The sequence below is a fragment of the Ancylobacter sp. 3268 genome (assembly GCF_031456575.1).
Lineage (GTDB): Bacteria > Pseudomonadota > Alphaproteobacteria > Rhizobiales > Xanthobacteraceae > Ancylobacter.
This window is the reverse complement of the sequence record NZ_JAVDUX010000008.1, coordinates 190,208-210,055: the sequence shown is the minus strand read 5'-3', so window position 1 is coordinate 210,055 and position 19,848 is coordinate 190,208. Positions and strand designations below refer to the sequence as shown.

Below are 19,848 nucleotides of genomic sequence, written 5' to 3'. Positions count from 1 at the left end.
TCTGCGGCTACGCCGCCGGCCGGGATGACGGTCTTCTTCCTCCCTCTCCCCGTCGGGGAGAGGTGGCCCGCGCAGCGGGTCGGTGAGGGGGGACGACATGGGGAGGCAAAGAAGCCCCCTCACCCCAACCCTCTCCCCAATGGGGAGAGGGAAACTCGTCCGCCACAAGCCGGCGGTCGAGCGTGACGGCAAATCGGTGCCGGCTCCCAAAACCCGGCGCCCAACACAGGACCCCGCATGCACCAGTTCCTGCGCCTTTCCCGTGTGCTGCTGCGCACGCTGGCCCGTGCGGTGCCCACCGTGATCGGCATCGTCATCCTCGATTTCTTCCTGCTGCGCCTCGCGCCTGGCGACGCTGCCGATGTCATGGCCGGCGAATCCGGCGCCGCCACCGAGGAAACCATGACGGCGCTGCGCGCGCGCTTCGGGCTCGACCTGCCGGTGCTGGACCAGTTGCTCGCCTATCTGTCGAACCTCGCCCAGTTCAGCCTCGGCTATTCGCCGCGCTACAACATGCCGGTGGCCGACCTCATCCTGCAAAGGCTGCCCAGCAGCCTCGCCCTGATGGGGATCTCCCTTCTTCTGGCCCTCGTCATCGGCGTCGCGCTCGGTGTCGTCATGGCGACGCAGGCCGGGCGGTGGCCCGACCGCATCCTCTCAGTGCTGGCGCTGCTGTTCTATTCGGTGCCGAGCTTCTGGATCGGGCTGATGCTGATCGTGCTGTTCTCCGTGAAGCTCGGCTGGCTGCCGAGCGGCGGCGCCGGCGCCATCGGTACGGACGCCACCGGCATCGCCGCGCTGCTCGATCGGGCGCGCTACATGCTGCTGCCGGCCTTGTCGCTGTCGCTGTTCTATGTGGCGGTTTATGCCCGGCTCGCCCGCGCGGCGATGCTGGAGGTGCGCTCGCAGGACTTCATCCGCACCGCCCGGGCCAAGGGCCTGTCGCCGGCCGCCGTCACCCTGCGCCACGCGCTGCGCAACGCGCTCTTGCCGGTCACCACCATTGCCGGCGTGCATCTCGGCGGGCTGATGGGCGGCGCCGTGGTGGTCGAGACGGTGTATTCCTGGCCCGGCCTCGGCCGCCTGGCCTATGAGGCGGTGATGAGCCGCGACTTCACCGTGCTGCTTGGCGTGCTGCTGCTGTCTTCGGTGCTGGTCATCCTCGCCAATGTGCTGGTCGACCTTCTCCAGGCCTGGCTCGACCCGCGCATCGAGGCCGCGCCATGAGCCGCACGCAGCTCACCCTCGTCAGCGACGGCCTGGCGCTGCCTGACGTCGCCGCTCCGCCCGTGCCGCCGGCGCAGGCCCCCGTCCCCGCACGCCCGGCGCCGCTCGACGCCTGGAGCAACGTGCACGCCGCCGATGCGATTCGGGCGTCGAGCGCGCAGGCGCAGCGGATGCCGGCGGATTCGCGGCGGGCCCTCAAGGCCTTCCTCCGCAATCCGACGGCGATGACCGGCCTCGTCTTCCTGGCGCTGGTGGCCGCCGCCGCCCTCGCCGCGCCGGTGCTCTATCCGGACGATCCGCTCGCCATGGTCGCCCGTCCGCTCATCTGGCCGGGACAGGACCCGGACTATCCGCTCGGCACGGATTCGCTCGGCCGCGACGTCGCCGCCGGCCTGTTCCACGGCGCGCGGGTGTCGCTGATGGTCGGCCTCATCGCCACCGCCATCGGCCTCGCCGCCGGCACGCTGGTGGGGGCGCTGGCCGGCTATTTCGGCGGCCGGCTCGATGCGGCGCTGGTGCGGCTGATCGAGATCTTCCAGTCGATCCCGAGCTTCATCCTGCTGGTCGTGCTGGTCGCCATCGCCCAGCCGACCGTGGCCACCATCACCGTGGCGATCGGCCTCGTCACCTGGCCGACCATCGCCCGGCTGGCGCGCGCCGAGTTCCGCGCCATCCGCGCCAAGGAGTTCGTCGCCGCCGCGAAGAGCCTCGGCTATGGCCACACCCGCATCATCCTGCGCGAGATCCTGCCCAATGCGCTGCCGCCGCTGATCGTCACCGCCTCGGTCATGGTGGCGACCGCCATCCTCAATGAGAGCGCGCTCTCCTTCATGGGCATGGGCGACCCCAACGTGGTCAGCTGGGGCTCGATGATCGGCGCCGGGCGCGAATTGCTACGCACCGCCTGGTTCCTCACCGCCCTGCCCGGCCTCGTCATCGTGTTCACCGTGCTGGCGCTGAACCTGATCGGCGACGGACTGAACGACGCCCTCAACCCGCGCCTGTCGGCGGAGCGCTGAACGAGCTGCGAAAGACCATGGCCGCCATCCTCGACGTCCGCCACCTCTCCATCGCCTTTCCCCGCGCCGTGCCGGTGCCCGACCTCTCCTTCACCGTCGACGAGGGCGAGACGCTGGCGCTGGTCGGCGAATCCGGTTCCGGCAAGTCGCTCACCGCCCTCGCCTTGATGCGCCTGCTGCCGCCAAGCGCCCGCCTCGGCGGGGCGTCGCGGATCCTGTTCTCCGGCCGCGATCTCGCGCATCTGCCCGAGCCGGAGATGCGGCGGCTGCGCGGGCGCGAGATGGCGATGATCTTCCAGGAGCCCATGACCTCGCTCAACCCGGTGATGACCGTCGGCCGGCAGATCGCCGAGGTGCTGGAGCTGCATGAGGGCCTCTCCCGCCGCGCCGCCCGCCGGCGTGCCGCCGAACTGCTCGACCTCGTGCGCATCCCCGAGGCGCATCGCCGGCTCGACGCCTATCCGCACCAGTTCTCCGGCGGGCAGCGCCAGCGGGTGATGATCGCGGTGGCCATCGCCGCCCGGCCGCGCCTGCTGATCGCCGACGAGCCGACGACGGCGCTCGACGTCACCATCCAGGCGCAGATCCTCGAACTGCTCGACGAACTGCGCCGAGACCTCTCCATGGCACTGCTGCTGATCACCCACGACCTCGGCGTCGTCGCGCAATGGGCGGATAGGGTGATCGCCCTCTATGCCGGCCGCAAGGTGGAGGAAGCCCGCCCGCGGCTGATCTTCGGCACCCCGGCGCATCCCTACACGCAGGGCCTGCTCGCCGCCTCGCCGCGCCTGCGCGCCGACTATCACTACAGCGACGGCCCGCTGATCGAGATTCCCGGCAGCATCGTCTCGGCGGCCTGCGAGACCGGCTGCCCCTTCGCGCCGCGCTGCCCGGTCGCCCGCCCGGCCTGCCGCGCGGCGATGCCGCCGCTGCTGCCGCAGGGCGACGGCCATTTCGTCGCTTGCCCCGTCACCACGTTGCGGGAGGCGCCGCATGGCCATCCTGTCGGTCTCTGACCTCTCCACCCATTACCGGCAGTCCGGCGCCACGCTGCGCGCCGTCGACGGCGTGTCCTTCGCGATCGAGAAGGGCGAGACGGTCGGCCTGGTCGGCGAATCCGGCTGCGGCAAGTCGACCCTCGGCAAGTCGATCATCCGCCTCGTCGAGCCGAATGCCGGCAGCATCCGCTTCGACGGCGCGGAGATCACCGGCCTCTCCGCCGGGCAGATGCGCCCGCTGCGCCGCCGGCTGCAGATGGTGTTCCAGGACCCGTTCGGCTCGCTCAATCCGCGCCACACGGTGGGCGAGATCCTCACCGGCCCGCTCGCCGTGCACGGCATCGCCACCAAACGCGAGCGGCGGGAGAAGGTGCGCGACATGCTGCATCGCGTCGGCCTGCCGCCGGACGCGACGGGACGCTACCCGCATGAATTCTCCGGTGGCCAGCGCCAGCGGCTCGGCATCGCCCGCGCGCTGATCCTCGAGCCGGAGCTGATCATCTGCGACGAGCCGGTCTCCGCCCTCGACCTGTCCATCCAGGCGCAGATCCTCAATCTGCTGGTCGGGATGAAGCGCGCGCTCGGCCTCTCCTACCTGTTCATCTCGCACGACCTGTCGGTGGTGCGCTATTTCGCCGACCGCGTGCTGGTGATGTGTCTCGGCCGCATCGTCGAGACCGGCGACCGCCGTGCCCTCTATGAACGCCCGCTGCACCCCTATACGCGCGCGCTGCTCGCCGCCGTGCCGGACGCCTCGCGCGGCCGCGAGGCCACGAGCCTGCCGGGCGAGCTGCCGGGCGCCGGCAACCTGCCCTCCGGCTGCCGCTTCCATCCGCGCTGTCCGCTGGCGACGGAACGCTGCCGCCGCGAGGACCCGCCCTTGCGTGACCTCGCGCCGGGGCGCAGCGTCGCCTGCCACCATGCCGACATCTGAATGCCGCCTCATCGACTGGAGACTCCCATGCCCGCCTATCGCTATCTCGGCCGCTCCGGCCTCAAGGTTCCCCCGCTGACCCTCGGCACCATGATGTTCGGCGGCCCGACCGACGAGGCAACGGCTCAGCGCATCATCCGCAAGGCCTACGACGCCGGCTTCAACTTCCTCGACACCGCCGACGTCTACACCGGCGGGCGCTCGGAGGAGATCGTCGGAGCCGCGGTGAAGGCGGATCGCGACCGCTTCACCATCGCCACCAAGTTCACCAATCCTGTCGCCGGCGCCAACGGCGTCAACCAGAGCGGCTCCTCGCGCAAATGGATCTTCGAGGCGGTCGACAACAGCCTGCGCCGGCTCGGCACCGACTATATCGACCTCCTCTATTTCCATAAGGCCGTCGTGGACGAGCCGCTGGGCGAGGCGGTGCGGGCGGTGGCGGACCTGATCCGCGCCGGCAAGCTGCGCTATTTCGGGGTGTCGAACTTCCGCGGCTGGCGCATCGCCGAGGTAGCGCATCTCGCCGACCAGTTCGGCATCGACCGCCCGGTCGCCAGCCAGCCGCTCTACAACCTCGTCAGCCGCACGGCGGAGGTCGAGCAGTTGCCGGCGGCGCAGTTCTACGGGCTCGGCGTGGTGCCCTACAGCCCGCTGGCGCGCGGCATCCTCACCGCCAAATACGACCCGAGCCAGCCGCCGGCCGCCGACAGCCGCGCCGGCCGCAACGATCCCCGCATCCGCGAGACCGAGTGGCGGCCGGAATCGCTCGCCATCGCGCAGGAGATCAAGCGCTACCTCGCCAATCGCGGCATCGCCCCGGTGGATTTCGCCATCGGCTGGGTGCTGAACAACAAGCTTGTGAGCTCCGCCATCGCCGGCCCCCGCACCGAGGAGCAGTGGGACAGCTATGTGAAGGCGCTCGACTACGCCTTCACTGCCGAGGACGAGGCGCTGGTGGAAGGGCTGGTGGCGCCCGGCCACGCCTCGACGCCGGGCTATAACGATCCGGCCTATCCGATCGAGGGCCGGGTGCCGCTGATCGGCGAGGCGACGAGGCCGGAACGCCTCCCCCGCCCGCCGGTGCCGCTCAAGGCCGGCGCGGCGTGAGGGGCGCTGCTGTCCGCGCGGCGGCGGTCCGCCTCGGAGGGAGGACCTCCCACATTCCGATGCGGACGGTGTGGTCGAGCGCGGTGTGCCGAACGCGGTTGGGCGCATGTCGGGGCCAGCGCAAGCCGCCGCGCGTCCACTCTAATCGTCGTAGTGCCATTCGCGGAGCAGCATGTCGAGGAAACGCTGGGCGGCCGGCGACAGACGGCCGCTGCGGCGCTGCACGACGCCGATCGGACGGGAAACCTCGGGATCGATCAGCGGGCGGGTCATGATGAAGGGGTGGTCGGATTGCGGCGTCGCGAGACGTGGCAGCACGGAAACGCCAAGGCCGGCCTCCACCAGACCGAGCGAGGTCGACAGGTGGGTGACCTCGTAGAACCATTGCAGCCTGAGGTTTGACCGGGCGAGCGCGGCATCGAGCAATGTCCGGTTGCCGCTGGTGCGCCCCACGGTGATGAGCCGGTGCGGCTCAAGCTCCGACCAGCGCAGCGGTCCCTCCACCGCCAGCGGATGGTCGCGCCGGCAGGCGAGCACGAAGGGGTCGTCCATCAGCGGCGTGAACTGGAGCTGCGGGTCGGAGGAGGCCATGAGGCTGATGCCGAATTCGACCTCGCCGCGCGCCACGCTCTGCAGGCCGTCATTGGCGGTGAGGTCGAGGATGCGGAAGCGGATCTGCGGATAAATCTCGTTGAAGCGCTTGATGACTCCCGGCAGGAAATAAAACGCCGCCGTCGGCAAGCAGGCCATGGTGACGACCGCGTTCTGCCGCTGGCCGAGCTCGCGCACCGAAAATAGCGAGCTCTCGAACTCCTCGAGCATCCGCTTGACCAGCGGGATCAGCTCGCGCCCGAGCGCGGTGGGCGCAACACGGCGCGTCGTGCGCTCCAGAAGCGCGGCCCCGACCGCCTGCTCCAGCTTCTGGATGCGCCGGGTCAATGCCGGCTGTGAGAGATTCAGCGCCTCAGCGGCCTTGTGGAAGCCCTCGAGCTCGACCACGGCGAGGAAGGCGCGGAGATCCAGTATGTCGCAATTGATATTCAAATCACATCAATCCTGACGATCTTTGCATTTAATGCTGATCGAACCTGCCGATACAAGCATGAATAGCGACTATTCATGCGAGGATCGTATCAGATGCACAAGAGTTCCGACATGCGCATCCCCGCTGTGCTGATGCGGGGCGGCACGTCCCGCGGCCCGTTCATCCTCGAAAGCGATCTGCCCGCCGACCCCAAGCTACGCGAGTCCGTGCTGCTCGCCATCATGGGGTCGCCCGACACGCTGCAGGTCAACGGCATTGGCGGAGGCAACCCGCTGACCAGCAAGGTGGCCATCATCTCGCCGTCGCAGCGGCCGGGCGTGGATGTCGAGTACCTGTTCGCTCAGGTCTCGGTAGATCGGCCGATCGTGGACATGACGCCGAATTGCGGCAACATGCTCTCCGCTGTCGGTCCCTTCGCGATCGAGAGCGGGCTGCTGCCGGCGGGCTCGGGCCAGACCACGGTGCGGATCTTCAACCGGAACACCAGCAAGACGATCGAGGCCGTCGTCCAGACGCCCGACGGAAATGTTACTTATGGCGGCGACACCGAGATCGATGGCGTGCCGGGGCGCGCGGCGCCGATCAAGCTCACCTTCCTCGACGCCAACGGCTCGAAGACCGGCAGTCTCTTTCCCACCGGTCACGCGGTCGAGACGATCGAGGACACCCCGGTGACGCTGATCGACTATGCCATGCCGATGATGCTTATCCAGGCTGCGGAACTCGGGCTGGCCGGCACCGAAACGCCGGAGGAGCTCGACGCGAACCGGCCGCTCTTCCGCAAGCTGGAGGCGCTCCGCCGCGAGGCCGGTCGTCGCATGGGGCTCGGCGATGTCTCCAATGCGGTCGTGCCGAAGATCGGGCTGATGGCAGCGCCGGTCCGCGCCGACGGCACGATCACCTCGCGCTACCTCGTGCCCCACCGCACCCACCGCGCCCATGCGGTCACCGGCGCGCTGTGCGTCGCCGTGGCCGCCGCGACGCCGGGCACGGTCGCCCATGCCGTGGCGCGTCTGCCGGCTGCCGGGAAGCCGCTCATCATTGAGCATCCCAGCGGCAAGATCGATGTCGATCTCGAACTGGACGCGGCCGGCGAAGTGCGCCGCGCCAGCCTGATCCGTACCGCCCGCCGCATTTTCGAGGGCACGGTGATCGTGTCCATGGAGGAAGAAGCGGGTGAAGGCGAGCTTCAAGCCCACCGCGCCTGAACGCAGCTCTGCCACAATACCAACGATACAAGAACCGGAGGAAAGTCATGTTGAACCGTCGCCATTTCTCGCTGCTGCTGGCAGCCGGCTGCCTTGCCGCCACCCTTCCCGCCGCCCAGGCGCAGGACGCCTTTCCCGTACGCCCCGTGAAGCTGGTCGTGCCCTATGCCGCAGGTGGCGGCACCGACGCCATTGCCCGCCTTGTCGCCAACGGTGTGGGTGAAAAGCTCGGCCAGGCCATGGTGGTCGAAAACAACGGCACGTCCGGCGGCAATGTCGCTTCCCAGCGCGTGGCGAGCGCCGACCCGGACGGCTACACGGTGCTGATGGCCAATCAGGGGCCTATGGTCGTCAATCCGCATCTGTTCAAGAGCCTGAAGCTCGACCCGCTCACCGCCTTTGATCCGGTGACGCTGATCGCGCGCACACCGCTCGTGGTGGTCGTCTCCAAGAACTCCAAATTCAAGAGCTTCGAAGACATCATCGCCTTCGGCAAGGCAAACCCCGGCGCGCTCACCTATGGTTCGGCCGGCAATGGCTCGGCGAGCCATCTGGCGACGGCGCTGCTGCTGTCGCAGGCCGGCATCAGCGCGGTGCACGTGCCCTACAAGGGCGCGGGCCCGGCGCTCAACGACATGCTGGGCGGACGCGGCGACTTCATGGTGACGACGCTTCCCTCGGTGCTGGGCCTGGTCGACAGCGGCGAGATGGTCCCGCTCGCCGTGACCACCAAGGAGCGGGTCGCCAAGCTGCCCAACGTGCCGGCGGTCGCGGAGCGTGGTTACCCCGACTACGAGTCCGCTGCCTGGTACGGTTTCGCCGTGCCCAAGGGCACGCCGCAGCCGGTGATCGACAAGCTGCGTAACGCGACGCTCGAAGCGCTCGCCACGCCGGTGATCAAGGAGCGCCTGAGCGCCGAGGGCACCACCATCGTCGGCGACACGCCGCAGGAATTCGCCGCGATGATGAAATCGGAGAGCACCCGCTGGTCGAAGTTCCTCGGTGAGGCCGGCATCTCCATCGACTGACGTTGCGCGCCCCGGCTTGGACCGGGGCGCAATCACGCCATGCGGCGGGACGACGTCGCCGCGCCAACGACGAGCCCGGCACCGCATGGCGGAAAGGACCCGGCCGCCGTAACGCCACCACGCGCCAAGGGCTGGAGCCCGGCGAACGCTCAGGGAGGGCATCATGACGGAAGTGGCACGCGGGACCGCGGGCTCGGCCAAGCAGGCGGGAGCCGTTTCCCGCAAGGAACTGGGGGCTGCGGCGATCCTCGTCGCGCTCGCCGTGCTGGGCTTTGCCCTCTCCTCCGAATTGCCGCGCGGCACGCTGCGCTCGGTTGGCGCCGGGATGCTGCCGCAGGCGCTCTCCATTCTGCTCGGACTTTGCGCCATCCCCATCCTCGTCGGTGCGCGACGCGGCGCTGGCGGATCTGAGGAACTCACATTCTCGCTGCGCGGGCCGATCCTCGTGCTTTCGGCCACCGCGCTTTTCGCCCTGACGATCAAGAGTTCACATTTCGACGGCTGGAGCACGCCGGAACTCGGCCTCGTGGTGGCCGGACCGCTCGCCATCATCGTCGGCGGCCATGCCTCCCCGGAGGTCCAGCTGCGTCCACTGGTGACCCTGGCGCTCTTCCTCACACCCTTCAGCCTGGTGCTGTTCGGCGACCTTTTGAACCTGCCGATCCCGATCATGCCGCGCTATGTGCAGGAGGTGCTGCTGGCGGGCTGGAGCTATCGCGGCGCGCTGAGGCTCGCCGCCGTCCTGATGGTCGGCGCCGGCTTGCTGGTCCTGTTCACCGGACGCCGCGCCTCCGCCAAGGCCCCGACAGCGACGAAGGGAGGCTGAGTCATGTTCGATCTCATCGGCAATCTCGGCCTCGGCCTCGCCGTCGCCTTTTCGCTCAAGAACCTCGTCCTGTGCCTCACCGGCTGCCTGGTGGGAACGCTGGTCGGCATTCTGCCGGGCGTCGGGCCGATCGCCACCATCTCGATGCTGCTGCCCATCACCTTCGGGCTCGATCCGGTCGGGGCGCTCATCATGCTCGCCGGCATCTATTACGGTGCGCAATATGGTGGCTCGACCACCGCGATCCTCGTCAACATTCCCGGCGAGGCGACGGCGGTGGTGACGACGCTGGACGGCCACCAGATGGCGCGGCGCGGGCGGGCGGGTGTCGCCCTCGGCATCGCCGCCATCGGCTCCTTCATCGCCGGCACCTTCGCGACCCTACTGATCGCGGCGCTGGCCAAGCCTCTGACAAGCCTCGCTTTGGTCTTCGGTCCGGCGGAGTATTTCTCGCTGATGGTGATGGGCCTCGTCTTCGCCGTCGTGCTGGCGCACGGGTCGATCATCAAGGCCATCGCCATGATCCTCTTCGGCATCCTGCTGTCTACGGTCGGCATCGACCTCGAGACCGGCGAAGCCCGCATGACCCTCGGCATGGAATTCCTGGCGGATGGAATCGATTTCGCCGTGCTCGCCATGGGCGTGTTCGGCGTCGCCGAGATTCTGCGCAATCTCGACAATGTCGAGACGCGGGACGTGGTGAAGCAGGCCATCGGCCGGCTGTTGCCGGGCCGCGCGGAGATGCGCCAGTCGGCAGCGCCGATCGCGCGCGGCACGATCATCGGCTCCATCCTCGGCATCCTGCCGGGCAACGGGGCCGTCCTCGGCCCGTTCGCCGCCTACACGCTGGAGAAGAAAATCGCCAAGGATCCCAGCCGCTTCGGCAAGGGCGCGATCGAAGGCGTCGCGGGGCCGGAGAGCGCCAACAATGCCGGCGCGCAGACCTCCTTCATCCCTCTGCTCACCCTCGGCATTCCGCCCAATGCGGTGATGGCGCTGATGGTCGGCGCGATGACCATCCACGGCATCGTGCCGGGCCCGCTGGTGATGACCAATTCGCCGGACCTGTTCTGGGGCATGATCGCCTCGATGTGGATCGGCAACCTCATGCTGCTCATCATCAACCTGCCGATGATCGGCCTGTGGGTAAAGCTGCTGAAGGTGCCCTATCACCTCATGTTCCCGGCGATCCTGATGTTCTGCTCCATCGGCATCTTCTCGATCAATTCCGAGCCGGTGCAGGTGCTGCTGATCGGGCTGTTCGGCTTTGCCGGCTACCTCCTGGCTAAATTCGGCTTCGAGCCGGCGCCGATGCTGCTCGGTTTCGTTCTGGGCCGCTTGATGGAGGAGAATTTCCGGCGCGCCCTTCTGGTCTCGCGCGGCGACATGGCGACCTTCATAGAGAGCCCGATCTCCGCCGGCCTGCTCGCCATCGCGGCCATCATGCTGGTGGTGGTGCTGCTGCCGAGCTTCCGCCGCGGGCGCGAGGACGTCTTCGCCGAGTAGCCCTCACCGCCGGGCGGGGGCGCATCGCAGTTGCCCCCGCTCCGCATTCCCTGACGGATTTCGACCATGACCGCCAGTGCCGAGCCGCCGCCGAATTCGCCGGTCATCCGGACCATCGCCATGCCCGCCGACACCAACCCGGCAGGCGATATTTTCGGCGGCTGGCTGATGGCGCATATGGATCTCGCCGCCGGCAATGTCGGCACGCGCCGTGCCAAGGGACGCGTTGCCACCGTGGCGGTGGAAGCCATGAGCTTTCTCAGCCCGGTTCTGGTCGGCGACGAGGTGAGCTTCTATGGCGAGGTCCTGTCGGTGGGACGCACATCGCTCCGCATCCGCATCGAGGCCTGGCGTCGCCCCCGTGAAGGCGAGGCGTTGAACAAGGTGACGGAGGCGACCTTCACGTTCGTGGCGATCGGCACCGACCGCCGGCCGCGGCCGATCGACGGGCAATGAGCCCTATTGAGGAAGGCGCTGTGGACGCGAACCGGGCATTGCAAGCTCGATGATCGGCGGAACGCTGACTTAAGAATCCTCGACATCGATCGCACGAATGGCCTCACGCCTGTCGGCCCGAGTTCCTTCCTCTCCGCACTCCTGGATGAAGTCGAGAAAGGCCCGGACCTTCGCCGGCGGGAGATGCCGCGAAGGGTGGTAGGCATAGAGCGGATACGACTCCTCGGACCAATCCGGCAAAATCCGCACCAGGTCGCCGCGCGCCAGAAACGGAGACAGGCCAACCCGAAGGCCCTGGAAAACACCCTGGCCCGCCACGCAGGCGGACACCGCCACCGATGGATCGTCCAGCACCAGCCGGCCCGAGACCTTGACCTCCACGACCTTGCCGCCGCGATGAAACTCCCACGGGAAAGGCAGTCCCGTCTGTGGATCACGGAAAAGCAGCGCCTCGTGATGGACGAGATCGTGCGGCGAACGCGGCTCGCCATGGCGCGCGAGATAAGAGGGCGCCGCCACGGTCAAGACCTGCGTTTCCAGAAGCTTGCGCGCGATCAGCGATGATGCGTCAGGCGGACCGAAGCGCACGGCGACATCAACGCCCGCCATCATCTCCTCCCGATAGTTGCTGGTCGAGACGTCGACCGACAGCAGCGGATAGCGCGCGAGGAACTGCTGGAGGCTGGGCGCGAGCACCATACGCGCGAACCACGGGTCCACAGAAACCCGCAGCCGCCCGCGTACGACGGCCGCGGCACCGGCGGCCTCGGCGACGGCCTCATCGAGGCCGGCAAGAAGCGGCATCACCTGAGCGTGGAAGCGGCGCCCTTCCTCGGTGAGGCTGACTTCGCGCGGGTTGCGGTCGAACAGCCGCACCCCGACGCGGGTCTCCAGACGCGCGACGGCGCGGCTCACCCCGGAAGGCGTGAGGCCGAGCATTTCCGCCGCGCGGGCAAAGTTGCCCGCTTCGGTGACCGCAGCGAGGACGCCTACGCCGGTGAGCAGTCGCGTATCGAAACTCAAGCTGGTCCCCGCGCGAACGAGCCGTGATTTCTGGTCACCATAGCGCTGATATTTATGCGCGTGAATCACATCATCGCGCGACCTACAACGGCGTCGACAGAGTGGAGACGATCACCCGTCCACCCGAGGGAAGGATTTGGTCTCGTGACGGACGGATCGCTGCGCCTGAGCCCAGCCAGGACGCCATCACGGTATGTCATCTGCTCACCCGCATCGGTAACACCTTTCGATCTGGAGCGATCAGATCACCCGCTGCTAGCTATGCCGGGCTCGCCCGAGCACAGACATCAACCTGCTGTAACATCGAGAGAACACCATGTTCGCCATCACCGGAATCACCGGCAAGGTCGGCGGCGCGCTTGCCCGCTGTCTGCTCACCGAGGGCCTTCCCGTCCGCGCCGTCCTGCGCGATGCCGGCAAGGCAACCGATTGGACGGCGCTCGGCTGCGAAGCGGCCCTGGCCGAGATGGATGACGCGGCGAGCCTTGCCGCCGCGTTCCAGGGCGCCGAGGGCGTCTTCATCCTGCCGCCGTCCGAATTCGACCCCGAAACTGGTTTCCCGGAGGCACGGCGGGTCATCGAGGCGGTGCGTGCGGCGCTGGTCGAGGCGCGCCCCGGCAAGGTGGTCTGCCTCTCGACCATCGGCACCGACGCTCCCTATGAGAATCTGCTGACCCAGCGCACATTGCTGGAGCAAGCGCTGGCCGACATCGGCCTGCCGGTCACCTTCCTGCGCCCCGGCTGGTTCATGGAGAATGCGCAATGGGACGTCCCGGCGGCGCGGGACGAAGGTGTGCTGCGGAGTTTCCTGCAGCCGGCGGACAAGACCTTCCCGATGGTCGCGACACAGGATGTCGGGCGTACCGCCGCGGCCCTGCTGCGGGAGAACTGGAGCGGCATGCGCGTGGTCGAACTAGAAGGTCCCACCCGCGTTTCCCCGAACGACATCGCCCACGCCTTCGCCGCGGCGCTGGGGCGGCCGGTCTCGGTCGAAATCGTGCCGCGCGAAAGCTGGGAGCCGATTTTTCGGGCTCAGGGCACGCGCAATCCGCAACCGCGCATCCGCATGATCGACGGCTTCAACGACGGCTGGATCGCGTTTCATGACCAGGGCCGCTCGGCCGTGAAGGGCACGACCACGCTGGAAAGCGTCATCGCCACACTGGTCCGTGCCAGCGGGGACCCGGACGCGGCCTGAATCGGCGCTGCGAACCTCGGAAACAGGCGGAGGCCGCAGCCTGCAGGCTATCCGCGAGAGGATCGACATGGAAACGATCGTCACACGGGGTGTGAGACCATTCCATGATCGGCCTCTGCACCTTCCGCTCCGCTCGCCCAGGGTCGCGCCGCGAACGGTCCCGAGCTCGCCGGAGGTGCTCGCAAGCAGGGAGCGAGTGCCGCGCCGATCGCCCTCGCCCGGCTGCTCGATCGGCCCGGCGTCTGATCGCCGCCAGGGCCGAATGCCGGATCGGCGTGGACCGAAGCCGGAACACCACGGCGGCGGCCGGCGGCCGCCATGACAAATGTTTAGTTCAACTAACAAGTCGGCATGACTTTCTAAATAGCGCTAATGGCCGATTTCCTCCATGGTCGCTCTCGAGCAGCAAGAAAACAACGCTGCCGCGCCGCGAGCCGCAGGGTCATTCCTGGCTCCGGTGGAGGAGTTTACGCCGCTTCCGATGACCCGCATCGCCTCGACGCCGGCCGACCGGCCGCGCGACGGCGATCTGCGCAGAACGCAATGACGCCTCGGCACGGCCGCGGCGTGAGCGCGGACCCATGTCCGCCTCCATGGCCGCCCATGTCCGCAACGCCCAACAGCATCGTATTGAGGATCGCCCGATGAATCTCTCGTCCCTACTCAACGCGCGCGCCGCCAAGGGCCGCCCGGTTCGCGCCGGCCTGATCGGCGCCGGCAAATTCGGCTCGATGGTGCTGGCGCAGGCGCAGCGCATCGAGGGATTGCAGATCGTCGTCATCGCCGATCTCAATGTCGGCAAGGCGAAGGAATCGCTGGCCCGCGTCGGCTGGCCGGCAGAGCGCTACACGGCGACCAGTGCCGGCGACGCGGTCAAGACCGGCAAGACCTTCGTCACCGACGATGTGAACGCCATGTTCGCCTGCGACGAGATCGAATGCGTCATCGAAGCGACCGGGCATCCGATCGCCGGCACCCGCCACGCGCTGGGCGCCATCGACGCCGGCAAGCATGTGGTGATGGTGAATGTGGAAGCCGACGTCATGGTCGGCCCGATCCTCGCCGAGCGCGCCCGCAGGAAGGGCGTCATCTATTCGATGGCCTATGGTGACCAGCCGGCGCTGATCTGCGAACTGGTCGACTGGGCGCGCGCCACCGGCTTCGAGATCACCGCCGCCGGCAAGGGGATGAATTTCGAGCCGCGCTATCGCTACTCGACCCCCGATACGGTGTGGGGCTTCTTCGGCTGGACCGAGGAGGAGGTCAAGGCCGGCGACTTCAACCCGAAGATGTACAACTCCTTCACCGACGGAACCAAGGCGGCGATCGAGATGGCGGCGGTGGCCAACGGCACCGGCCTCGATTGCCCGGATGACGGCCTCGCCTTCCCGCCGGCGGGCCTGCACGACTTGGCCAAGGTGTTCCGCCCCGCAGCCGATGGCGGGCGCATGGCACGCTCGGGCCTCGTCGACATCGCCGCCAGCCAGGAGCCGGACGGGCGCGAGGTCTACAACAACATTCGCTACGGCGTGTTCGTCACCTTCAAGGCGCACAATGAATATGCCCGCGCCTGCTTCAAGCAGTACGGCCTGCTGACCGATCCCTCCGGTTGGTACGCCTCGATGTGGCGCCCATTCCACATCATCGGGCTGGAGACCTCGGTGAGCGTGCTCTCGGCCTGCCTGCGCGGTGAGCCGACCGGCTGCTCCAGGGAGTTCCGCGGCGATGCCGTCGCCACCGCCAAGAAGGACATGCAGCCCGGCGAGGTGCTGGATGGCGAGGGCGGCTATGCGGTGTGGGCGAACGCCATTCCGGCGGCGCGCAGCCTCGATCTTCGCGCACTGCCGATCGGTCTTGCCCATAACGTCAAGCTGAAGCGGCCGATCAAGAAAGACCAGATCGTGAGCTTCGACGATGTCGAGCTCACCGCCGATCTCGATGTGGTGGGCCTGCGCCGCGAGATGGAAGACACCTTCCGCGCGGGCACCAGCGTCGCCGCCTGATCCGGCCGCGCGGCGGGGATCCGGCCCAAGGATCCCCGTTCGATGCATGAGGACATGATGACCCGTTCCGCTCCCGATCACGCCTTCGTCGTCATCGCCGAATTCCGGGTGAAGCCGGACGCCATGGAATCGTTTCTCGCGGCAGCCGAGGACGACGCCAGCCATTCGGTCGCCGACGAGCCCGGGTGCCGGCAGTTCGATGTCGTGCGGCCGACGGGCGAGGCCGACAGCGTGCTGTTCTACGAGGTGTATGACAGCCGCGCCGCCTTCGACGCGCATCTGCAAACGCCGCATCTGGCGCGCTTTCGCGCCGCCTTCCCGTCGCTGATCGTCGAGGAGCGGCCTGTCCGCTTCGGCGGACGGCAATATCCTTGATCCCGGCGCGCAGGAGCCGCCCGCCATGCCCGCAGCGCTTCCATCCATCGGTTTTATCGGCACCGGCATCATGGGCGGCCACATGGCCCGCCGGCTGTCCGGGGCGGGCTACCGGCTCCGCGTCTGGAACCGCACGGCGGAAAAGGCCGAAGCGCTGGCCGGCCATGGCATCGAGATCGCTCCGTCCGCCTCCGCGGCGGCCGCGGGAGCGGACGTCGTGATCTGCATGCTCAGTTCCGGCCCGGTATGCGACGCGGTGCTGGGCGGACGCGACGGTGCCCTCGCCGCCATGCGTACCGGCGCGACGCTGGTGGTGATGAGTTCGATCCCGGTCGAGACGGCACGGGCCCAGGCCGATGCCTGCACGCGGCGCGGGCTCGGCTATGTCGATGCGCCGGTTTCCGGCGGCGAGCGCGGAGCGCGTGAAGGCACGCTCGCCATAATGGCCGGCGGCGACGCCGGCACCATCGAGGAACTGGCGCCGCTTTTCGCGCCGCTCGGCCGAACCACCCATGTCGGGCCGGCCGGCTCCGGCCAGCTCGCCAAGCTGGCCAACCAGCTCATCGTCGCCTCCAACATCTGCGCGGTGGCGGAAGCGCTGCTGCTCGCCGAGCGCGGCGGCGCCGACCCGGCGCGGGTGCGCGAGGCCCTGCTCGGCGGCTTCGCCGATTCGACCGTGCTGCGCCAGCATGGCGAGCGCATGGTACGCGGCGACTTTACGCCGGGAGGCCCGGCCAAATACCAGGTGAAGGACACGTCGACGGCGCTGCGCCTGGCCCGTTCGCTCGGCCTCAGCCTGCCCGTCGCCGACGCCGTCGACCGCCTATTCCAGAATCTCGTCGATCATGGCGGCGCCGACATGGACCACAGCGCCGTGCTCGTCGAACTGCGACGCGCCAATCGCTCGGCTGACACTGCCCTCGACGCCTGACAACGTTCAATAATGTCAACAAGCCGGGACACAGAATCCCGATACGGAGGAAACGACATGACGGCCTTTTCGATCCGCGGCCTGCTAATCGCCGCCTCGCTTGCGCTCGCCGTTCCGGCCGGTGCCGAGACGCTGACCCTATCCACCCCGGATGCCGATACGTCCGAGATCACCCTTGCCGCCAATCACTTCGCCGAGCTGGTCAAGCAGAAGACCAAAGGCGAGCTGGAAATCCGGGTATTCCCGAACGGCACGCTCTATGGCGGCGACCCGGCGGCGGGCGTGAAGCAGCTGGCGAGCGGCTCGCTCGACATGCTGTTCAACGCCACCTCGCTCTACGCCACCTTCAATCCCAAATTCACCGCGATCGCCGTGCCCTATCTGTTCGACGACGTCGAGCAGCTGCGCGCCTATCTCAACAGCCCCCTCGGCGAGGAGCTGCGCGGCGATCTTTCCAAGATCGGCATTATGGGGCTCGATTTGTGGTCGCGCCCGCTGCGGCAGATCACCAATTCCAAGCGGCCCATCACCAGCCCCGACGATTTGAAGGGGCTGAAGCTGCGGGTTCCCAACAACCCCCTCTGGGTCAAGTTCTTCGGCGCCATGGGCGCCGCACCCACTCCGATGGCCTTCGCCGAGGTCTACAACGCCTTGCAGCTCGGCGTGGTGGACGGGCAGGAAAACCCGGTCAACGTGCCGGTGAGCGCCCGCCTGTACGAGGTGCAGAAATACCTCACCATCTCCAATCACATCGCCGATGCATGGGTGGTGGGCATCAACCCCCGCCGCTATCAGGCGCTGCCGGAGCCGTTCAAGACCGCGCTCAACGAGGCGGCGGCTGAGACCGAGGAGTGGAAGGCGAAGAACGATGCGGCCGATATCGCCAAGTCGATCGCCACGCTCGAGAAGAACGGCATGACGATGAACGAGCTCACCGCCGAGCAGCGCGCCGCCTTCGTCGCCGTCTCCAAAAGCCTCTATCCGGTCTTCCAGGGCCTGGTGAAGGATCCCTCGTTCTTCGACCGCACCACGGCCTTCACCGGCAAGAGCTGACCCTGACGGCGGCCTGCACAGGGCCGCCCTCTCCCTTCCCAGTGGACACAGGGTGATCTCATGTCCCCCAGCCGTTTCACGCTTGGACGTTTCGTGCAGATCGTCGCCGACTACACCGCCGGCGCGGCCTGTGGCGGCATCCTCATCGTGGTGCTTCTCCAGGTGACAAGCCGCCTTGTCGGGCATCCGCTGCCCTGGACCGAGGAGGCGGTACGCTTCCTCTTCATCTGGATGGTGTTTCTCGGCCTGGCCGCCGGCTTCCGCACGGTCGAGAACGCACGGGTGATCGTGTTCCTCGCCATGGCACGCGAGGTAACGCGGTATCTGGCGGTGCCTATCTACGTCCTCTTCTGCGTCGGCTTCTTCATCCTGATCGGCTGGACGGGCATCGCCCTGGTCGAGCAGCAGATCATGATGAACGAGGAGGCCGCGACGCTGCCGCTGCCAATGTGGGTGATAGGCATCATCATGCCGCTGTCCTCCGCCATCGCCATCCTCGCCATCATCGAATCGGTACGCAGCCGTCGCGAGCTGATCGCGGTGCCCGAACCCGGCCTCATGCAGGACGAGTTCGCCCGCGAGATGCTCCATGCCGACGTTTCCGCGACCGGAGGGCACTAGCCATGATGAGCCTCATCCTGTTCGCCATCTTCATCGTGCTCAGCATGATCGGCGTGCCGCTGGCGATAGCGCTCGGCCTTGCCGGCGTGGCGACGCTGCTGATGTTCACCTCCATGCCGCTCGATCTGCTGACGCAGACCATGTTCTCGTCGATGAACTCGTTCCTGCTGGTCGCGGTGCCGCTGTTCATCCTGGTCGGCGCGGTGATGGAACGCGGGCGCGTCGCCGAGCGCATCTTCGACTTCGCCGAATCCATGGTTGGCTGGCTGCCGGGCGGGCTCGGCCATGTGAACGTGCTGTCCTCGGTGATCTTCTCCGGCGTTTCGGGCTCCTCGGTCGCCGATATCGCCTCGGTCGGTGCCATCGAGATCAAGGCCATGGAGCGCCACGGCTTTCCCAAGGGCTATGCGGTGGGCATGACGCTGTGCACCGCGACGCTGTCCTCCATCATCCCGCCCTCGATCCTGATCGTCATCGCCGGCTCCATCGCCAATGTCTCGATCGGCACGCTGCTGGTGGCGGGGCTGGTGCCGGGCCTGTTCATCGCCTTCGCCTTCATCGTGTTCAACCACTTCTATTCGGTGCGCTACGGCTACAACCCGCCCTCGAAATTCAACCTGCGCATGGTGTTCGTCACCGGCTTGCGAGCGATCCTGCCGATGCTGACGCCGCTGATCCTGATCATCGGCATCGCCAGCGGCGTGTTTACCCCGACCGAGGCGGCGGCGGTGGCGGTGCTCTATGTCGGCGTGCTCGGCGTGCTGGTCTACAAGACCATCCCGCTCTCCGAGCTGCCCGCGATCTTCATCTCGACCGCGCGCCTCTCCGGCAGCATCCTCTTCATCGCGGCGACCTCGCAGATCGCCGCCTGGGTCTTCGCCTATGAGGGGCTGCCGCAGCAGCTCTCCGCCGTCCTCGCGGCGATGGACCTCGGCCCGACCACCGGAATGCTGGCGATCTTCGTGTTCCTGCTGCTCATCGGCATCTTCATGGAAGCGATCCCGGCGATGTTCATCCTCATTCCGGTGCTGATGCCGCCGGTGGCGACGCTGGGCATCGATCCCATCCATTTCCTCATCGTGACGGTGATGACGCTGACTCTCGGCCTCGTGACGCCGCCGGTCGGCGTGTGCCTGTTCGCCGCGGCGCAGGTCGCGGAGATGCGGATCGAGGATGTGATCAAGGGCTCTCTGGCGCCGATGGCGGTGCTCACCCTCGCCATCTTCGCGCTGGTGCTGTTCCCGGTGCTGACGCTCGGGCCGATACGCGCCCTCGGCCTCTATTGAGCGC

20 protein-coding genes are annotated in these 19,848 nt (G+C 67.7%); 18 read left to right on the top strand and 2 right to left on the bottom strand.

The window, feature by feature from the left end:
* Positions 1-237 precede the first annotated feature (237 nt).
* The 5 genes from J2X65_RS13660 to J2X65_RS13640 are packed head-to-tail and all read left to right on the top strand — an operon-like array spanning position 238 to position 5,285.
* Complete coding sequence (locus tag J2X65_RS13660; RefSeq protein WP_310201849.1) at positions 238-1,227, top strand: ABC transporter permease; 990 nt, start codon at positions 238-240, stop codon at positions 1,225-1,227.
* Positions 1,224-2,246 (top strand): ABC transporter permease, encoded by a 1,023-nt coding sequence (locus J2X65_RS13655; protein ID WP_310201847.1) that lies wholly within the window; start codon positions 1,224-1,226, stop codon positions 2,244-2,246. Before J2X65_RS13660 ends, J2X65_RS13655 begins: the two co-directional genes overlap by 4 nt.
* Before the next feature lie 17 nt (positions 2,247-2,263).
* On the top strand, positions 2,264-3,262 hold the full coding sequence (locus tag J2X65_RS13650) for an ABC transporter ATP-binding protein (protein WP_310201845.1): 999 nt from the start codon (positions 2,264-2,266) through the stop codon (positions 3,260-3,262).
* Positions 3,240-4,178 carry an oligopeptide/dipeptide ABC transporter ATP-binding protein gene (locus J2X65_RS13645; protein WP_310201843.1) on the top strand — a complete coding sequence of 313 codons (939 nt, stop codon included), beginning with the start codon at positions 3,240-3,242 and terminating at the stop codon, positions 4,176-4,178. Before J2X65_RS13650 ends, J2X65_RS13645 begins: the two co-directional genes overlap by 23 nt.
* Positions 4,179-4,205: 27 nt before the next feature.
* A complete protein-coding gene (locus J2X65_RS13640) occupies positions 4,206-5,285 on the top strand; it encodes an aldo/keto reductase (RefSeq protein ID WP_310201841.1) in 1,080 nt (359 codons plus the stop codon).
* A gap of 141 nt (positions 5,286-5,426) precedes the next feature.
* Here J2X65_RS13640 and J2X65_RS13635 read toward each other — a convergent pair whose 3' ends face one another.
* Complete coding sequence (locus J2X65_RS13635; protein ID WP_310201838.1) at positions 5,427-6,329, bottom strand: LysR family transcriptional regulator; 903 nt, start codon at positions 6,327-6,329, stop codon at positions 5,427-5,429.
* A gap of 93 nt (positions 6,330-6,422) precedes the next feature.
* Here J2X65_RS13635 and J2X65_RS13630 point away from each other — a divergent pair, with 93 nt between their 5' ends.
* The 5 genes from J2X65_RS13630 (at position 6,423) to J2X65_RS13610 (ending at position 11,354) form a co-directional block, all read left to right on the top strand.
* Positions 6,423-7,538 (top strand): 4-oxalomesaconate tautomerase, encoded by a 1,116-nt coding sequence (locus tag J2X65_RS13630; RefSeq protein WP_310201836.1) that lies wholly within the window; start codon positions 6,423-6,425, stop codon positions 7,536-7,538.
* Positions 7,539-7,585: 47 nt separating this feature from the next.
* Entirely contained in the window at positions 7,586-8,566 is a 981-nt protein-coding gene (locus J2X65_RS13625) for a tripartite tricarboxylate transporter substrate binding protein (protein ID WP_310201834.1), read from the top strand.
* 163 nt (positions 8,567-8,729) lie between these two features.
* Positions 8,730-9,392, top strand: a complete 663-nt coding sequence (locus J2X65_RS13620; protein ID WP_310201832.1) for a tripartite tricarboxylate transporter TctB family protein — start codon at positions 8,730-8,732, stop codon at positions 9,390-9,392.
* Positions 9,393-9,395: 3 nt separating this feature from the next.
* On the top strand, positions 9,396-10,898 hold the full coding sequence (locus J2X65_RS13615; protein ID WP_310201830.1) for a tripartite tricarboxylate transporter permease: 1,503 nt from the start codon (positions 9,396-9,398) through the stop codon (positions 10,896-10,898).
* 66 nt (positions 10,899-10,964) lie between these two features.
* Positions 10,965-11,354, top strand: a complete 390-nt coding sequence (locus J2X65_RS13610; protein ID WP_310201828.1) for an acyl-CoA thioesterase — start codon at positions 10,965-10,967, stop codon at positions 11,352-11,354.
* A 69-nt stretch (positions 11,355-11,423) separates the two neighbouring features.
* Here J2X65_RS13610 and J2X65_RS13605 read toward each other — a convergent pair whose 3' ends face one another.
* Positions 11,424-12,377, bottom strand: coding sequence for a LysR family transcriptional regulator (locus tag J2X65_RS13605; RefSeq protein ID WP_310201827.1), 954 nt, complete (start codon positions 12,375-12,377; stop codon positions 11,424-11,426).
* A gap of 316 nt (positions 12,378-12,693) precedes the next feature.
* Between J2X65_RS13605 and J2X65_RS13600 the strand changes: the two genes are divergently transcribed.
* The 8 genes from J2X65_RS13600 (at position 12,694) to J2X65_RS13565 (ending at position 19,844) form a co-directional block, all read left to right on the top strand.
* Positions 12,694-13,575, top strand: a complete 882-nt coding sequence (locus J2X65_RS13600) for an NmrA family NAD(P)-binding protein (protein WP_310201825.1) — start codon at positions 12,694-12,696, stop codon at positions 13,573-13,575.
* A gap of 388 nt (positions 13,576-13,963) precedes the next feature.
* Positions 13,964-14,122 (top strand): hypothetical protein, encoded by a 159-nt coding sequence (locus J2X65_RS13595; protein ID WP_310201823.1) that lies wholly within the window; start codon positions 13,964-13,966, stop codon positions 14,120-14,122.
* Between the two features lie 97 nt (positions 14,123-14,219).
* Positions 14,220-15,578 carry an SAF domain-containing protein gene (locus J2X65_RS13590; protein ID WP_310201821.1) on the top strand — a complete coding sequence of 453 codons (1,359 nt, stop codon included), beginning with the start codon at positions 14,220-14,222 and terminating at the stop codon, positions 15,576-15,578.
* A 42-nt stretch (positions 15,579-15,620) separates the two neighbouring features.
* Positions 15,621-15,953, top strand: a complete 333-nt coding sequence (locus J2X65_RS13585) for a putative quinol monooxygenase (protein ID WP_310201819.1) — start codon at positions 15,621-15,623, stop codon at positions 15,951-15,953.
* A 25-nt stretch (positions 15,954-15,978) separates the two neighbouring features.
* Positions 15,979-16,884: an NAD(P)-dependent oxidoreductase gene (locus J2X65_RS13580; RefSeq protein ID WP_310201817.1), complete on the top strand. Its 906-nt coding sequence runs from the start codon at positions 15,979-15,981 to the stop codon at positions 16,882-16,884.
* A gap of 57 nt (positions 16,885-16,941) precedes the next feature.
* A complete protein-coding gene (locus tag J2X65_RS13575) occupies positions 16,942-17,937 on the top strand; it encodes a DctP family TRAP transporter solute-binding subunit (protein WP_310201815.1) in 996 nt (331 codons plus the stop codon).
* 60 nt (positions 17,938-17,997) lie between these two features.
* Positions 17,998-18,558 carry a TRAP transporter small permease gene (locus J2X65_RS13570; RefSeq protein WP_310201813.1) on the top strand — a complete coding sequence of 187 codons (561 nt, stop codon included), beginning with the start codon at positions 17,998-18,000 and terminating at the stop codon, positions 18,556-18,558.
* A 5-nt stretch (positions 18,559-18,563) separates the two neighbouring features.
* Complete coding sequence (locus J2X65_RS13565) at positions 18,564-19,844, top strand: TRAP transporter large permease (protein ID WP_310201903.1); 1,281 nt, start codon at positions 18,564-18,566, stop codon at positions 19,842-19,844.
* Positions 19,845-19,848: the final 4 nt, after the last annotated feature.

Excerpts from the sequence above, each read along its gene's own strand:
- J2X65_RS13660 (WP_310201849.1), top strand. The coding sequence starts at position 238 with ATGCACCAGTTCCTGCGCCTTTCCCGTGTGCTGCTGCGCACGCTGGCC.
- J2X65_RS13655 (WP_310201847.1), top strand. The coding sequence starts at position 1,224 with ATGAGCCGCACGCAGCTCACCCTCGTCAGCGACGGCCTGGCGCTGCCT.
- J2X65_RS13650 (WP_310201845.1), top strand. The coding sequence starts at position 2,264 with ATGGCCGCCATCCTCGACGTCCGCCACCTCTCCATCGCCTTTCCCCGC.
- J2X65_RS13645 (WP_310201843.1), top strand. The coding sequence starts at position 3,240 with ATGGCCATCCTGTCGGTCTCTGACCTCTCCACCCATTACCGGCAGTCC.
- J2X65_RS13640 (WP_310201841.1), top strand. The coding sequence starts at position 4,206 with ATGCCCGCCTATCGCTATCTCGGCCGCTCCGGCCTCAAGGTTCCCCCG.
- J2X65_RS13630 (WP_310201836.1), top strand. The coding sequence starts at position 6,423 with ATGCACAAGAGTTCCGACATGCGCATCCCCGCTGTGCTGATGCGGGGC.
- J2X65_RS13625 (WP_310201834.1), top strand. The coding sequence starts at position 7,586 with ATGTTGAACCGTCGCCATTTCTCGCTGCTGCTGGCAGCCGGCTGCCTT.
- J2X65_RS13620 (WP_310201832.1), top strand. The coding sequence starts at position 8,730 with ATGACGGAAGTGGCACGCGGGACCGCGGGCTCGGCCAAGCAGGCGGGA.
- J2X65_RS13615 (WP_310201830.1), top strand. The coding sequence starts at position 9,396 with ATGTTCGATCTCATCGGCAATCTCGGCCTCGGCCTCGCCGTCGCCTTT.
- J2X65_RS13610 (WP_310201828.1), top strand. The coding sequence starts at position 10,965 with ATGACCGCCAGTGCCGAGCCGCCGCCGAATTCGCCGGTCATCCGGACC.
- J2X65_RS13600 (WP_310201825.1), top strand. The coding sequence starts at position 12,694 with ATGTTCGCCATCACCGGAATCACCGGCAAGGTCGGCGGCGCGCTTGCC.
- J2X65_RS13595 (WP_310201823.1), top strand. The coding sequence starts at position 13,964 with ATGGTCGCTCTCGAGCAGCAAGAAAACAACGCTGCCGCGCCGCGAGCC.
- J2X65_RS13590 (WP_310201821.1), top strand. The coding sequence starts at position 14,220 with ATGAATCTCTCGTCCCTACTCAACGCGCGCGCCGCCAAGGGCCGCCCG.
- J2X65_RS13585 (WP_310201819.1), top strand. The coding sequence starts at position 15,621 with ATGCATGAGGACATGATGACCCGTTCCGCTCCCGATCACGCCTTCGTC.
- J2X65_RS13580 (WP_310201817.1), top strand. The coding sequence starts at position 15,979 with ATGCCCGCAGCGCTTCCATCCATCGGTTTTATCGGCACCGGCATCATG.
- J2X65_RS13575 (WP_310201815.1), top strand. The coding sequence starts at position 16,942 with ATGACGGCCTTTTCGATCCGCGGCCTGCTAATCGCCGCCTCGCTTGCG.
- J2X65_RS13570 (WP_310201813.1), top strand. The coding sequence starts at position 17,998 with ATGTCCCCCAGCCGTTTCACGCTTGGACGTTTCGTGCAGATCGTCGCC.
- J2X65_RS13565 (WP_310201903.1), top strand. The coding sequence starts at position 18,564 with ATGAGCCTCATCCTGTTCGCCATCTTCATCGTGCTCAGCATGATCGGC.